Annotated in this window: 14 protein-coding genes and 1 rRNA gene; 5 read left to right on the forward strand and 10 right to left on the reverse strand. The window is 48.7% G+C overall.

Going from position 1 to position 13,625, the window contains the following annotated elements; translation table 11 throughout:
* Window positions 1-14 precede the first annotated feature (14 nt).
* Genes sufU through sufC form a run of 4 tightly spaced genes read right to left on the reverse strand, consistent with a single transcriptional unit; the run spans window position 15 to window position 3,765 of the window.
* Window positions 15-452, reverse strand: coding sequence for a Fe-S cluster assembly sulfur transfer protein SufU (sufU, locus tag I8U19_RS13040; RefSeq protein ID WP_033099552.1), 438 nt, complete (start codon window positions 450-452; stop codon window positions 15-17).
* Window positions 439-1,659, reverse strand: coding sequence for a cysteine desulfurase (locus tag I8U19_RS13045; RefSeq protein ID WP_152568460.1), 1,221 nt, complete (start codon window positions 1,657-1,659; stop codon window positions 439-441). The genes sufU and I8U19_RS13045 overlap by 14 nt, the downstream gene beginning before the upstream one ends.
* On the reverse strand, window positions 1,643-2,962 hold the full coding sequence (gene sufD, locus I8U19_RS13050) for a Fe-S cluster assembly protein SufD (protein WP_198056095.1): 1,320 nt from the start codon (window positions 2,960-2,962) through the stop codon (window positions 1,643-1,645). Before sufD ends, I8U19_RS13045 begins: the two co-directional genes overlap by 17 nt.
* A 14-nt stretch (window positions 2,963-2,976) precedes the next feature.
* Window positions 2,977-3,765, reverse strand: a complete 789-nt coding sequence (gene sufC / locus I8U19_RS13055; RefSeq protein ID WP_033099554.1) for a Fe-S cluster assembly ATPase SufC — start codon at window positions 3,763-3,765, stop codon at window positions 2,977-2,979.
* A 947-nt stretch (window positions 3,766-4,712) separates the two neighbouring features.
* Between sufC and I8U19_RS13060 the strand changes: the two genes are divergently transcribed.
* Window positions 4,713-5,246: a hypothetical protein gene (locus I8U19_RS13060; protein WP_033099555.1), complete on the forward strand. Its 534-nt coding sequence runs from the start codon at window positions 4,713-4,715 to the stop codon at window positions 5,244-5,246.
* A 148-nt stretch (window positions 5,247-5,394) separates the two neighbouring features.
* On the opposite strand, the gene I8U19_RS13065 is transcribed toward I8U19_RS13060, so the two are convergent.
* The 3 genes from I8U19_RS13065 to I8U19_RS13075 all read right to left on the reverse strand — a co-directional run bounded on the left by I8U19_RS13065 (window position 5,395) and on the right by I8U19_RS13075 (window position 9,026).
* Entirely contained in the window at window positions 5,395-5,871 is a 477-nt protein-coding gene (locus I8U19_RS13065; RefSeq protein WP_033099556.1) for a CBS domain-containing protein, read from the reverse strand.
* Between the two features lie 252 nt (window positions 5,872-6,123).
* Window positions 6,124-7,908, reverse strand: a complete 1,785-nt coding sequence (locus I8U19_RS13070) for a M3 family oligoendopeptidase (protein WP_198056096.1) — start codon at window positions 7,906-7,908, stop codon at window positions 6,124-6,126.
* 131 nt (window positions 7,909-8,039) lie between these two features.
* Window positions 8,040-9,026 carry an NAD(P)H-quinone oxidoreductase gene (locus tag I8U19_RS13075; RefSeq protein WP_198056097.1) on the reverse strand — a complete coding sequence of 329 codons (987 nt, stop codon included), beginning with the start codon at window positions 9,024-9,026 and terminating at the stop codon, window positions 8,040-8,042.
* Window positions 9,027-9,210: 184 nt separating this feature from the next.
* Between I8U19_RS13075 and I8U19_RS13080 the strand changes: the two genes are divergently transcribed.
* A complete protein-coding gene (locus tag I8U19_RS13080; protein ID WP_198056098.1) occupies window positions 9,211-9,489 on the forward strand; it encodes a hypothetical protein in 279 nt (92 codons plus the stop codon).
* 128 nt (window positions 9,490-9,617) lie between these two features.
* Here the strand turns inward: I8U19_RS13080 and I8U19_RS13085 are convergent, their stop codons facing one another.
* Together I8U19_RS13085 and I8U19_RS13090 are read right to left on the reverse strand one after the other, a co-directional pair.
* Window positions 9,618-10,202: a DUF1802 family protein gene (locus I8U19_RS13085; protein WP_198056099.1), complete on the reverse strand. Its 585-nt coding sequence runs from the start codon at window positions 10,200-10,202 to the stop codon at window positions 9,618-9,620.
* Window positions 10,203-10,218: 16 nt separating this feature from the next.
* Complete coding sequence (locus I8U19_RS13090; RefSeq protein ID WP_198056100.1) at window positions 10,219-10,908, reverse strand: hypothetical protein; 690 nt, start codon at window positions 10,906-10,908, stop codon at window positions 10,219-10,221.
* 231 nt (window positions 10,909-11,139) lie between these two features.
* On the opposite strand from I8U19_RS13090, the gene I8U19_RS13095 reads away from it, so the two are divergent.
* Genes I8U19_RS13095 through I8U19_RS13105 form a run of 3 tightly spaced genes read left to right on the forward strand, consistent with a single transcriptional unit; the run spans window position 11,140 to window position 13,248 of the window.
* Complete coding sequence (locus I8U19_RS13095) at window positions 11,140-11,991, forward strand: EamA family transporter (protein ID WP_033099562.1); 852 nt, start codon at window positions 11,140-11,142, stop codon at window positions 11,989-11,991.
* 19 nt (window positions 11,992-12,010) lie between these two features.
* Window positions 12,011-12,439 carry a TlpA family protein disulfide reductase gene (locus tag I8U19_RS13100; RefSeq protein WP_033099563.1) on the forward strand — a complete coding sequence of 143 codons (429 nt, stop codon included), beginning with the start codon at window positions 12,011-12,013 and terminating at the stop codon, window positions 12,437-12,439.
* A 26-nt stretch (window positions 12,440-12,465) separates the two neighbouring features.
* Window positions 12,466-13,248, forward strand: coding sequence for an undecaprenyl-diphosphate phosphatase (locus tag I8U19_RS13105; protein ID WP_198056101.1), 783 nt, complete (start codon window positions 12,466-12,468; stop codon window positions 13,246-13,248).
* A gap of 318 nt (window positions 13,249-13,566) precedes the next feature.
* On the opposite strand, the gene I8U19_RS13110 is transcribed toward I8U19_RS13105, so the two are convergent.
* A 16S ribosomal RNA gene (locus I8U19_RS13110) occupies window positions 13,567-13,625 on the reverse strand; the annotation flags it as partial.

Genomic DNA, 13,625 nt, shown 5'->3' on the forward strand with positions numbered 1-13,625 from the left:
GTTTTTTCCCCCTTCTAGTCTGCTTTTTGCTGATTTCTTACACCTTGCTCAAGCGCTTTCCACGCCAATGTAGCGCATTTGATCCGGGCCGGAAATTTGGCAACTCCCATCAACGCTTCTATATCCTCAAGCGGAAATTTCTCAGGGTCTACATCTTCCCCCTGCATCATCTTCGAGAAGAGGTCGACGAGTTCCAGTGCTTCCTCCACCTTTAACCCTTTTACCGCCTCAGTCATCATAGATGCGGAGGCCAGACTGATCGAACAACCTTCACCCAGGAATTTCGCCTCCTGAATGATGCCATCTTCCACACGCATTTGCAGCGAAATCCGGTCACCGCAAGTCGGGTTGTTCAAATCAACAGTAACCGCCCCGTCTTCAATTCGTCCTTTGTTGCGCGGGCGCTGATAATGATCCATGATCACGCGCCGATACAGATCATCTAAAGACATGGCCAAAATACTCCTTCGTCTTTTGAATGCCTTTCACCAAGCGGTCGATGTCTGCTTCGTCATTATACAGATAAAAGCTCGCTCTTGCTGTCGCTGTAACATTCAACCAGCGCATCAGCGGCTGGCAGCAATGGTGTCCGGCACGAACGGCGATTCCTTCGGCATCCAGGACCGTAGCGACATCATGAGGATGAATATCGTCCAGGTTAAAGGTGATCAAACCCGTACGATTTTCCTTGGGACCGTAAATGGTGATGCCTTCCACTTGACTCAGCATTTCATATGCGTAGCGGGCCAGCTTCCGATCATGCTCGTCGATTTGCTCCATTCCAATCGATTCGAGATAATCAATGGCAGCTCCCAGTCCGATCGCACCGGCGATGATCGGGGTTCCTCCTTCAAACTTCCACGGCAGTTCCTTCCAGGTCGCATCTGTCAGGTCGACATGGTCGATCATCTCGCCGCCAAACTCGATCGGTTCCATCTGTTCCAACAGCTCTTCACGCCCGTAGAGAACGCCGATTCCGGTCGGCCCGCACATTTTGTGACCGGAGAAGGCGAGGAAATCGACATCCAAATCGCGTACATCCACTTTCATGTGAGGGACGCTTTGCGCTCCGTCCACGCAAATGATTCCTCCGTTTTCATGGACGATTTTCGCAATTTCCTTGATCGGGTGAACCGTTCCGAGAACATTTGATACCTGTTGAATCGCGACGATTCTGGTGTTGGGTGTAATCGTCGTTCGCACCTTGGCGAGATCAAGCGTTCCGTCTGCTTCAAGCGGGAAATATTTCAGGGTTGCACCGGTGGCCTTCACGACTTGTTGCCACGGAATGAGATTGCTGTGGTGCTCCGCCGGCGTCAGAATCACTTCATCACCAGGCTGCAAACGGGGAATTGCATAACTGCGCGCAACCAAATTGATTCCTGTCGTCGTCCCGCGCGTGAACACAATCTCCCGGGTCGAGCCCGCATTGATGAAACGGCGCACTTTTTCACGTGCGCCTTCGTATGCATCTGTCGCCTTTGTGCCAAGAGTATGAACGCCCCGATGGACATTGGAATTGATCTCTCTATAATAAGCTTCCACCGCTTCGATCACTTGAACCGGCTTTTGTGAGGTTGCCGAGCTGTCAAGATAAACCAGCGGATGACCGTTGACGGATTGATCCAAAATCGGAAAATCTTTACGAGCGTTTTTCATTCGCAAACTTCCTTTCGATGACGCGATGGATGCTCTTCCGCAGCGCCTCAGAAGGGATTTGGGAAAGGACGGTATCCAGGAAACCGTAAATGATCAATCTCTCAGCTTCTGTCCGGCTGATCCCGCGAGACATCAAGTAGTAGAGCTGTAATGGATCAATCCGGCCCACGCTCGCAGCATGGCCTGCCGCAACATCATTCTCGTCGATCAGGAGAATCGGATTGGCATCACCGCGGGCCTTTTCTCCCAACATCAGCACTTTCCCCGATTGCTGCCCGTCCGATTTGCTGGCTCCCTTTTCAATTTTCGTGATACTGTTCAAAATGCTGGAAGCTTGGTCTTTCATCACGGATCGCGCATTGATCTCACTTGCCGTGTTCCGTGCCAGATGGCGGATATAGGAAGTGACATTCCCCCTCATCTCACCCGTTCCCAGCACAACCGCTTTTACATTGACACTGCCGCCTTCTCCGCGGAGAGAGGAAGTATTGTCGGAAATGAGGCGTCCATCGCTCAAGTCGGCGACAATCCATTCAAGCCGGCCGTCGCGATCCACTACCGAGCGGCGATAAATCACATCGACAACGGATTCGCCGAGCGTGTTCACCGTGGCAATACGAACATCGGCGTTGGCCCCTACAAATGCTTCGATCACGCTGTTGCTCACTGCCCCGCCATCATCCGGGTCCGACACGAAATTGGCCACGAAATCGACCCGGCTGTGATCTTCAGCCACGAGCAGAACATGCGGCAACATTCCGTTCTTCCCGCCCGACAGCCAAAACATCGCTTGCAGCGGAACGGTTACTTCAACCCCGCGCGGAATGTAGAGGAAGATTCCTCCGCTAAACAAGGCGGCGTGAAGCGCAGTTAATTGATGTTCGTCTCTTTTCACGCCTTCGTTCATGAAATACACTTTCACCAGTTCCTCGTGATCGCGGGCAGCGGTGGCAAGATCCGTAAAAATAATACCTTTATCTGCTAATTCCGCTGACAGATTTTGAAAGATGACACTGGAATTCTTCTGGATAAACAAGCCGGAATTTTCCTGTTCAACCAGGAATCGGGCGATGTTTTCCGGCAACTCGGACAGTTCCTTGATCGGTGCTTCATCTTTATAGGGATTAAAGTCCGTAAAATTCCAGCGGTCGATATTGGTCTTTTGCAATTGAGGCAACGGAAGACGGGCAGCGGCACGAAGTGCTTCAAGGCGGGACTGAAGCATCCATTCCGGTTCCTGCTGTTTTTTGGATACTTCGGTCACAACGTTTTCATCAAAAAGCATACGGGTTTCTACACTCATCTTCAGCACCACCCTTACACCCTTTGGCCAACAGTTTCATCTTCGATGCCCAGCTCTTCCTTCACCCAGTCGTAACCTTCCGCTTCCAAACGCTCTGCCAGTTCCGGACCGCCGGATTTTACGATGCGGCCTTGCATGAAGACATGTACGTAATCGGGTTTAATGTAGTTCAACAGGCGCTGATAGTGGGTAATGATCAAAACACCCAAATCCGGGCTCAGCATGGAGTTGACCCCTTTGGCCACCACTTTGAGCGCATCGATGTCAAGTCCCGAGTCAATTTCATCGAGAATGGCAATTCGCGGTTGCAGCATCATCATCTGCAGAATTTCGTTCCGTTTTTTCTCCCCGCCGGAAAATCCTTCGTTCAAGTAGCGGGTGGCGAATTTTTCGTCCATCTCCAGCAGTTCCATCTTTTTATCCAATTCGCGGATGAACTTCATCAGGGAGATTTCATTCCCTTCCCCGCGTTTGGCATTGATCGCACTGCGCAAAAAGTCGGAGTTGGTCACACCGCTCACTTCAGCCGGATACTGCATGGCCAAAAACAAACCGGCCCGCGCGCGCTCATCCACTCCCATCTCCAACACATCCTGTCCGTCAAGCGTGACTTCCCCTTTGGTCACTTCATAACGCGGATGTCCCATCAGCGAAGATGCGAGCGTACTTTTACCGGTTCCGTTCGGGCCCATGATGGCGTGCACTTCTCCGCCCTTTACTTCAAGATTGACCCCTTTCAAAATCTCTTGACCGTCTATGGATACGCAAAGATCTTTGATCGTCAGTTTTGGAGCTGTCGACATCTTCTCATTCCTCCATCAGTCTTTTCCTTTATCTCCTGAACACCATCCGGTTTTATTGGCGGAGGGAGATACGGGGAAAACCGGCAACTTGTCAGGTAATCCGGTCGCCGCTTCCACACAATTTGTTATTTAGATTGATTATCATATGATTCTCATTACATTTTACTGCACAACTTTTATCATATCAAGTGAACTTTGCTCTTCAACCCGGTCCGGAAACAGTTGTGCGGTCATTCCTTTCCGTCCGGCCGGACCGTTACTCTTCCCGTTCCATTATTCCCGGATTCAACTCCCGGCTTGTGCGCTAATCCGTTCAGATGCTGTCCGATCCTGAGATTCCGTTACTCTGATTTTCCCAATCCTAACACAAACGTGCTTCAGAAGAAAGATGCAATCCGGTCGTTGGCCGGAACATAAGCCATGCAAATACTGGATGCCCTTTCTGCGGCAAGCGATTCTTCTTATAATTTTTCATCATAAGTGGAAAAATTTATTCAAAAAGAAAGTATATTTAGTAAAGGAATCTTGTCCTTCTCTGCCAATCCCATGACATTCCAATATATTACAATGCAATTATTGGTATATTTAATAATATTGCAAAACTACCTTAACGAATTCTCTTTTCTGCATCGTTTATTTAAAAAAATATCAAGATCCATGTTCACGAAAAATCCTCAAATGAACGAGGAATTTTCTACAAAAAATCTGTAAACTTCACTTGCTTTTAAAGCGGATTTAAGGCAGAATATTCATAGAAGGTTTGTACAAAATTTCTTTTTGCTCCTTCGTTAGAATTTTCCCTCAACATCTGTTTTGCTCCCATTTTAAAAAAAGAGTTTTTTTGTTGTCTTTTTTTATTTTTTGATAATATTGCTCATGTTTGAACAAAATATTTCACCGATCGAGCCACTTTTCGTGTAGAAGCGTATTTGTAGGAGGAGTTTCTGATGAAAAAGAATATCCCTTACCTCTTGGGGGCACCTCATGCATCTGTTCCAAAAATCGGAATCTACACAAACGATCGCCCTTCTACAGTTAAAGACGATGAACTCTACAATAAACAGGCCCCTTTTTCATTTGACAATGCGGTTGTATCAGAGGAATTTACCTATTTCAGCGTGAATTTGCAGAAGGCGGACCAAGAGCGCTATCTCAACAGTTTTTTGAAAAAAAAGCTTCTCCACATCTGGAAAAAACAGCGTCCCCTGATCTTGGCCGTTCCCAAGTTGCCGGAATCACTTGAATCAGCCATATACGCCAACGTCTTTCAAAAAATCGAACCCAATCTGCTTCCCGCATACCGTGAGGACTTTTCCTTTCCTGTCATACCCTTTACCCTCTTTGGCTGGTTGCAGTATATGAAACTGATCGCGCAGATTACCGGCAAGCACAGAGATGCTTGTTATTGGGAAGAACTAACCCAATTTCTGCAACATTGCTCCAGGGAAAAGTTGCTCGATCACCTATTTTCATCCAATTGACCAACGCAGACACCTTGAAGCAAAACTTTCTGTCATCTGAAATTATTCTATCCTGTTTATCCTTTTCCGTTTGCATTTAACTTTAATCGTGTTTAATATAGATGAAAAAACCGTCCCAACTCGGCAGGTTGAGACGGTTTTCGCTTTATCACACTTGATCCGCAATCGTCTCCATATATTCCTTTTTGAAATACTCAATCACTTGTTCCATCATCACTTTTCTCGTCAAGATTCCAACAAATTGACCTTTGAGATCAATGATCGGAATATAAGATCGGTTCACTAATACCTCAAAAGCAAAGGAGAAAATCGAATTAGCCAGAATTCCTGAATGATTCTTGTCCATCGCATCCTTCACTTTATGCTTTCCCAGGCGGGAAAAATCAATCGTGTCCTTTTTTTCCATTTTTAGAAGAAAATCTAAAATATCTGTTTTGCTAATAATTCCATCAATTTGACCTTTTTGATTAATCACAGGCACCGAATTCGTTGCTTTCCGGGTAAGCACCAACAAAGCCCGTTCAAGGGACCAATCCGGATCGACGACTACCACTTTCTCTTTTGGAATGATAAAAGGGGTAATCTCCCTCGAAAAAAGATAACCGGCTTGATCTCGTTTTAACATGCGCAAAAACTCCCTTACTCTTGGTAATCGGTTTACCCAGAGTGAATTTCTCTACGCAAAATTTTTCTCGCCTTGACCCTCCCTCATGTTACTCTGCCTCTTTTTTTGCTGTCAATAAGATTTATATAAATATTTTAATCACCAGATTAAAAATTAGCCTATTCTTACCAGGGCGGAAGGGAATTTTTATGCCGGTGTTCCTGCCGCCCTGGATATTCGATTTGGCGCCCTGAACCGCAGCTCCTTTCCCTCCTATTCTGTTAAAAGCAAAAACTCTTTTACATCCTGTAAGGCAAATTCCACCGCCTTGCGCCAAAAATCGGGTTTGGTCAAGTCAGCGCCCAAATGCTTACGGGCCAGATCTTCCACATTCATTCTCCCGGTATCCCTCAGCAGCTGTACATAGCGCCGGGCAAAACCATCCCCCTCTTGCCGGGCCTGCGCATAAATCCCCGTACTGAATAAAAAGCCAAACGTATACGGAAAATTGTAGAAAGGAAAGTGCGTATCATAGAAATGAAGCTTGGAAGCCCAAAAATGGGGATGGTACTCCGCGAGCAAATCACGGAAGCTCTCCCTCTGCGCCTCCTCCATGATCCGGCACAATTCTTCAGCTTGCACCAATCCCTGACGACGTGCATCATAAAACCTCGTTTCAAACAGAAAACGGGAATGAATGTCGCATAAGTAACTGACTCCAATGCGGAGACGCTGATCAAGCAAAGCGATTTTCTGTTCCTTGGTTTGCGCCTTTTTCAAAACAGCGTCAGAAACGATGAACTCGGCAAAAGTTGAAGCGGTTTCAGCTACGTTCATGGCATAGTTTTGCGCGAACATCGGCAGGTCTTTGATCACGTGCTCATGATAGGCATGACCCAGTTCATGAGCCAGCGTCGACAGATTATCAGTTGTCCCGGCAAAGGTCATAAAGATCCTCGTTTCCCCGCTGACGGGAAATGAGGTGCAAAATCCGCCCGCGCGTTTATGCGGCCTGTCTTCCGCCTCAATCCATCTCCGGGAAAAGGCCGACTCGGCAAACCGGGCCAAATCGGGACTGAAGTCTGCGAAATGATCAATGATAAAGCGTGCGGCCTCGTCAAAGGTGAACTTCCTGTTTTCCCCGGGCAGGGGAGCCGACAAATCGTACCAACTCAACTTGGGCAGTCCGAGCAGCCGGGCTTTGCGTTGCAAATAGTTCCCCAGGACCGATTTGCTCTCCTCCACCACACTCCACATCGCTTCCAGCGTTTCCCGCCGCATGCGGTTCTCCGCCAAGGGTTCATGCAACACATCTTCCCAGCCCCGCTGCTTGTATAATTGCAGGCGAAATCCCGCCAAATGATTGAGAATCGCAGAAAACAGACCGGCTTCCTTTTGCCAGGCCCGTTCCCATTCGGCAAACACTGCCTGGCGGACGGAACGATCGGGGTGAGATAATTGATTGGCTGCCTGACTGACGGACAGATTTACCTTTTCCCCATTTTTCTCCACCGGAATTTGTATGCGGCTGACGACGCTGTTATACAATTCCCCCCAGGCGTGATAACCGTCAACGCTCAAATAGCTGGCCAGCGTTTCAAGGGACCCGGACATCCTGTCCTGCGCACGCCCACGCATTTCGTACAGGTTAAACGCAATCGGTTTGATTCGCTCATCCTGGCAAACCCGCTCCAACAGTTCATCCGGCACTTCCGCCAGCCTGCTTTCCAACAAGACCTTTAACGTTTGTAACTCAGCTAACAACTGCTCGTTTTTTCCGCTCAGGATCAGCGCCTGCTCATCTGTGGTATTCTGGGCCAGCAAGCAGTGAATGTAGGACCAAACCTCCGTCAGCCTTTTTTCAAGATCTTGTACCTTTTCCAAAAGGTTGATCCATTCCCGTTCTGTTTTTTCCTTTTCTGCGCTTTCCTGAAACGCTGTTTTTAGCGCCGGGATTTCCGCAGTGAGCCGGTTCATTTCGCTCAGGAGCCCGGTCCTTCGGTTACCCCCGACAAATAACGAATCCAATTCCCAGGTCTGCGCATATTGTTGTGGCATAACCAAACCCCTTTTTTCTAAAATTTAACCCTAGACAGAAATATCTTTAATCTATTGTTATCATATCCATTGACATTTTTTCAACAGCGGGATGAAGAGCCTGAAAACCCTGTTCCAGGCTCTTTTTCCGCTCAGAACACCCGCAGCACGATTTTGCCGATATTCCGATTTTCTTCCATGTAGCGGTGCGCTTCCCGAACCTCTTCCCATGGAAAAATGCGGTCAATCACCGGCTTGAGTTCCCCGCTGACAAACCGCGGCAGGGCAAAAGAGGCAAACTCCCGCGTCAGATCCTGTTTATAGTCCAGGGAGCGGGTGCGCAGCGTCGTTCCGGAAATTTGCAGGCGTTTCGCCAGAACCTGCCCGAGCGACGCATCATCCAGCCGGCTCCCTCCCAGCATGCTGATCAGAACGAGACGCCCATCCATCGCCAACACACGCAGATTTTGCTTCCAGTAAGGGGCCCCGACAAAATCAAGCACCAACTGAACACCTCGGTTTTTCGTGGCGGCCAAAACCTTGTCGGCAAATTCCCCCTCTTTATAATTGAATGCGTGATCAGCCCCCAAATCCAGACAGAATCTCCGTTTTTCCTCTGATCCCACAGTGACGAGCGGGATGGCACCGACCGACTTGACCAATTGAATCGCCGCAGTTCCTACCCCGCTGGCGCCGGCATGGATCAGCACAGTCTCCCCCTGTTTCAGTCTGCCTACCCAAAACAGACATTGGTACGCTGTCAAGAAAACTTCCGGAATGGCTGCGGCCTGTTCAAACGTGAAACCTTCCGGAACCGGCATGGCCATCTTGTCCGGAATCACCGCGTATTGCGCATAGCCGCCGCCCGGCAACAAACCAAAAACGCGATCTCCCGGCTTCCATCCTCCCTCGCAGTTTTTCCCCACTTCTTCGACCACTCCCGCCATTTCCAATCCCAGGATCGGGCTCGCACTCGGCGGAGGAGGGTATTTTCCTTCACGCTGCGAAATATCAGCCCGGTTGAGCGCGGTGGCATGTACTTTTACCAACAATTCATCATCAGCCGGGGTCGGCTTCGGATATTCTCCAATCATCAACTGCTCCCTTCCACCCGGTTTTTCCACCAATACTGCTTTCATCCTCTTCAGCCCCTTTCATCCCTTCATGGATCTGTGCCATCAAACAACTTTATTTTGAAAACGTTTCTACAAATTCATTACACAGATGCAAAAAATACCATACCTCTGTTATAATATCCCTTAGTATAAATATAATATTATACCTAATGATTATAACATTCCGATAAAAAGAAAGGGAGCTAGAATGAATCAACAAACAAAACAATTGGTTGGCATCATCTTGCGTATGATTCGGGATATTTACAAAAAAACCATTGAACTGGAAGGCATGTTTAAATCAAATAGCATACATATTTTGTCACGAGACTTTGATCCTTTCAATGAACTATTGCAAATCCTGGAATTACCTGAAGAAAAAAATACGTTACTTCTTGAACTCGTTCAGTTGTATTTGGAAGATGAAATGACCTTAAATGAGTTGTTGCTCGAATTTGAAAATCAGGCGAAAACATCGAAAGTGTAAATACAATTGATAAAAGAAAACCCGGTGGATCAAAAATCCCCGGGTTTCTTGGTTTAGGCGAAACCTTTTTTTGCGAAAATGCCCGCAGGTTGTGCGTCCACCCATAACCTCCGGATATTCTGCAAAACTTATTTTTGCCCGGCCAACAGCGCTTTGATCTTGTTTACCTCAGCCAGGAAATCCGCTTCTTTCATCACCGGTTCCCCGCTGCAATCTGCCAATTCCTGCGGAACTTCATGCCAGGATTTGCATCCCGAATACTCGGGGCGAATCGGGATCCGGGTCGGCTGATCCAACCGGTAGACCCGGAGCAAGAGCAGATGAAGCGGCAATTTTTTCTTCCATTTCAAACGCTCATGAGCAAAATCGTTAGTCCAAATGTGACAGGGTGCCAGGCGAAACAGCGCTTCTTCATCCATTACCTCGATATCTTCATGCAACTCGGCAAAATATTTGATCGTCGCCGTTTCTTGTTCCGGTGACCACGATTGAAGCGTTTTGGCGATCTCTCCCCTGTACTCCGGCTTGAGCAATTCTTCCTTTTGATGTTCATAAGCGGGATAAAGAAAGAAACGGTCGCTTCTCACTTCAAAATGACGCGTTTCTTCGGCGATTCCGCCTTTCCGCATCACAATGATTTGTTTTCCTTCCCCCAGCGCTTCAACGGTGACCGCCCATTCCTTCAGGGCGATCCGGGTGTTGGCTCGACTCATCCCGATTCCTCCTCGTTCAATAATTGATCGAATCGATGGTACGCCGGAAAGCGTCCTCCGCACGGCCTCTTTCCAAAAGCTGCTTCGCTTCTTTCAGGCCGGACTCATCAACCCGTTCGGCAAATGGCACCATTTCCGCAGCTTTTTGCGCCGCTTGCTCCCAGTTTTCCTCCATCGCATAAAAAAGGGCCCATTGGTGCAACGCATAACAAAGCCCCGGCCCCACCAATGCCACGGCGTCATGCTGCGGCATGGTGGCGAATTTCTCCCGCTCCCGGCCGGCAATCCCGGCTATCTTCTCCACCGCCTCCTGCTTCTGACCCGCCTGATAGAGATAATAAGCGAGGTAAACCTCCAAATGAACCCGGCTCATCATATAGCCCATCGTTTCAGGATACTGGGCCAGAGCCTCTTTCATTTTTTCGGCAGCCTGATTAAATCTTTGAGCCTCGGCATCCAGCTCTGCCATTTCCACGAGGCTGCGGACATAGGCAAAATGCTGATTCGGATTCTCATTCGGACCTTCTTCGGCGATCGATTGAAAAAGCTTATAAGCCAGGTCGGGCAAACCGGCACGGAGGCAAGTGACACCGACCAATAAGCGGTTATTCGGATGGGCAAAATCAAGAAAAGCATCTCTAGGCAAACGATGTTTTACAGCGGCTTCCGCTTCCCGTTTCAATTCCTCCATCACAATCTGATTCATCGCTGCTCCTCCAAAAGCGAATCTTGTTCTCCATTATTAGCATGACTTCTCTTTTCATCCTTGTCAAACAACCTTTTGGACAAATATTTACTCATTCCGGACATAAGATAAATGGAAAGGGAATGCTTGCGCTTTCGCCCGGGGGTGCCTCCGAGTAGACGGATCAAACAAAGGGCGTTATGATTAAGAAGTTATCATCACACTTTATTTGCAGAAAGGGTCCAACTTACCATGTGGTTTATCCTGGCACTCATCAGTTCAGTCACCTTTGGGCTGGCCGGTTTTATGATGAAGGCGAGTTCGGCACAGCGCGGCTCCACCAACCACCTTTTGTGGGGACTTTACTGCACGGGTACACTTGGCTTTCTTTGGTGGATGGTTTATACCGGAGCCGTTTCCTTCTCCCTGAAAACAATCCTGGCCGGAATCGTGATCGGATGGGGGTCAGCATGGGGGAACCTGCTGTTTATGAAAGCACTGGAGACAGGCCCTGCCAGCCTCACATCTCCGCTGGTCAATGTCAACATCGTACTCACAGTGGCCATGTCTCTCTTGCTCTACGGAGAAGAACTCAGTCTTTATGAATCGGCCGGGGTTTTGCTGCTCATCGCAGCCGTTTCCATTTTACCGATTGATCCGAATGAATCGCTCCGGATTCGCAACATCCGCTGGTATGCTCTCGTCCTGATGGCAACGGTGCTTTTCTTTTTGCGCAATGGCGGACTGAAAATAACGGAAGAGTGGCACCTGCCAAATGCGGCCGTCCTGTTTGTCAGCTATGCCTTCGGGCTGGTCTGGTTTACTGCGGAGATTTTTCGCAAACGGTCCGCTTTGGACAAACCGGCGGTAAGAACAGGGCTGCGCTGGGGATTGATGTCCGGTATTTTTTCCTTTGCCGGAATGCAAGTGTATGCGATTGCCCTTGAATCGGGTCCGGCCAGCATCGTCGCGCCGATCTTTGCCACCAACAGCCTTGTGGTCGCCCTGCTCTCCATTTTGGTCTTTCGCGAACGTTTGTCGACCGTTCAAATCCTTACCCTGATCCTCTTATTCGTCGGACTTATTTTGATCCGGATCGGTTAATGCGAAAGGAGGCTTCACCGTGGGAAAATTGGCGCCTGCATTTGCCCTGCCCGACCTGACCGGGCGAATCCATCGCTTATCCGACTATGCGGGAAAAGCGATTTGGCTGGAATTTTGGGTTACCTGGTGCGCATCCTGCCAAGAAACCTTGCCTCAGAAAGATATCCTCTATCGAACGATGAATCATCCGGGACTCGTATTTCTCACCATTCACGTTTCGGGAAGAGAAAGCAATCCGGACCGCGTCTTTTCCTTTATGGAGCAAAACGGTTTTCAGTTTCCCGTCTTGCGCGACAATGGACGAGAAACGTATGACGCATACGGTTTGCAATCGGTTCCCAGCAGCGTCCTGATTAACAACAAGGGAGAAATCCATGGAATTTTCGATGAAACCGTCCCGTTCACGTCGGTAATCAAGGAGATTGGCAACATTTTACCCGCACCTTAAACCTTGGTTTGACAGGATGGATGAATATGAACTGGTTTGAAGCGGCCATACTCGGGATCATCCAGGGGCTGACCGAATTTTTGCCGATCAGCAGCACCGGCCATCTCTACTTGGGCCGTCATCTCTTTGGTCTGGATGAGGCCGGCCTGTTTCTCGATACCATGCTACATCTGGGAACGCTGATCGCCGTGATTCTCATCTACCGGCGGGAAATCGTGATGATGATCCGCCGGCCGCTCTCCCGTCTCAGTTTGTTGGTGGTCGTCGGAACGATCCCGACCGCTTTTATCGGGCTTATGTTTGAAGATTGGTTTGAAAAGATAGCCCAAACCGGAATGACGATCGGTTGGGAATTTTTGGCGACCGGTCTCCTGTTGTGGATGGCCGATACATTTAAGGATAAAGGGAAGAAGAGCTTGGAGGAGATCAGTTTCGGAGATGCCTTTCTCATCGGTTTGTTTCAAGGGGCGGCCATCATGCCCGCTTTATCCCGGTCCGGCTTGACGATTGCCGCGGCTCTCTTTCGCCGGATTGACAAAGCGGCCGCCGCCTATTTCTCATTCCTTTTATCCATTCCCTCGATCGCCGGCGCTGTGATCCTGCAGGGCAAAAAATTGATGGAAGGAGGAACGGAAGTGTTGCCGCTGAGCGCTTTGATGATCGGCACGGCCTGCTCGGCCATTTTCGGCTATCTCGCGGTTAAATGGATGATCTCACTCTTAAAAACAGGTTCCTTGAAAGGCTTCGCCATTTATGTCTTCATTTTGGGAATGGTCATCTTATCCACTCAATTTACCGGAACATTTTAAGATTTGCGAATAAATGCATTTCCCAATCACACTTAATGGAGGGAGAGCATTGCCAAGCCTAGGAAGCAATCCTGTGCTTGTTTTGTTGGAAAACCCGGTCGATCCTCTCAGCCGTTAGGGAGAGAAAACAACATGATCCGAGTTTCAGAATGTGATCGACTACCCTCCCTGCAAATGAAAAGAAGTTTTACAAACATATATAAAAAACTGCCGGACTTTTGAGTCCGGCAGTCCAAGTCGTATTCCCTGAAAACTAAAGAGTGAGTAAGGCATGACCTGAGAAGTATCGGTTCATTTGCTCTGTGAAGAGCTCCTTAGAAAGGAGGTGATCCATCCCCACCTTCCGGTAGGGATACCTTGTTACGACTTCACCCCAA

This window comes from Thermoactinomyces sp. CICC 10523 (assembly GCF_016055105.1).
GTDB classification, from domain to species: domain Bacteria; phylum Bacillota; class Bacilli; order Thermoactinomycetales; family Thermoactinomycetaceae; genus Thermoactinomyces_A; species Thermoactinomyces_A daqus.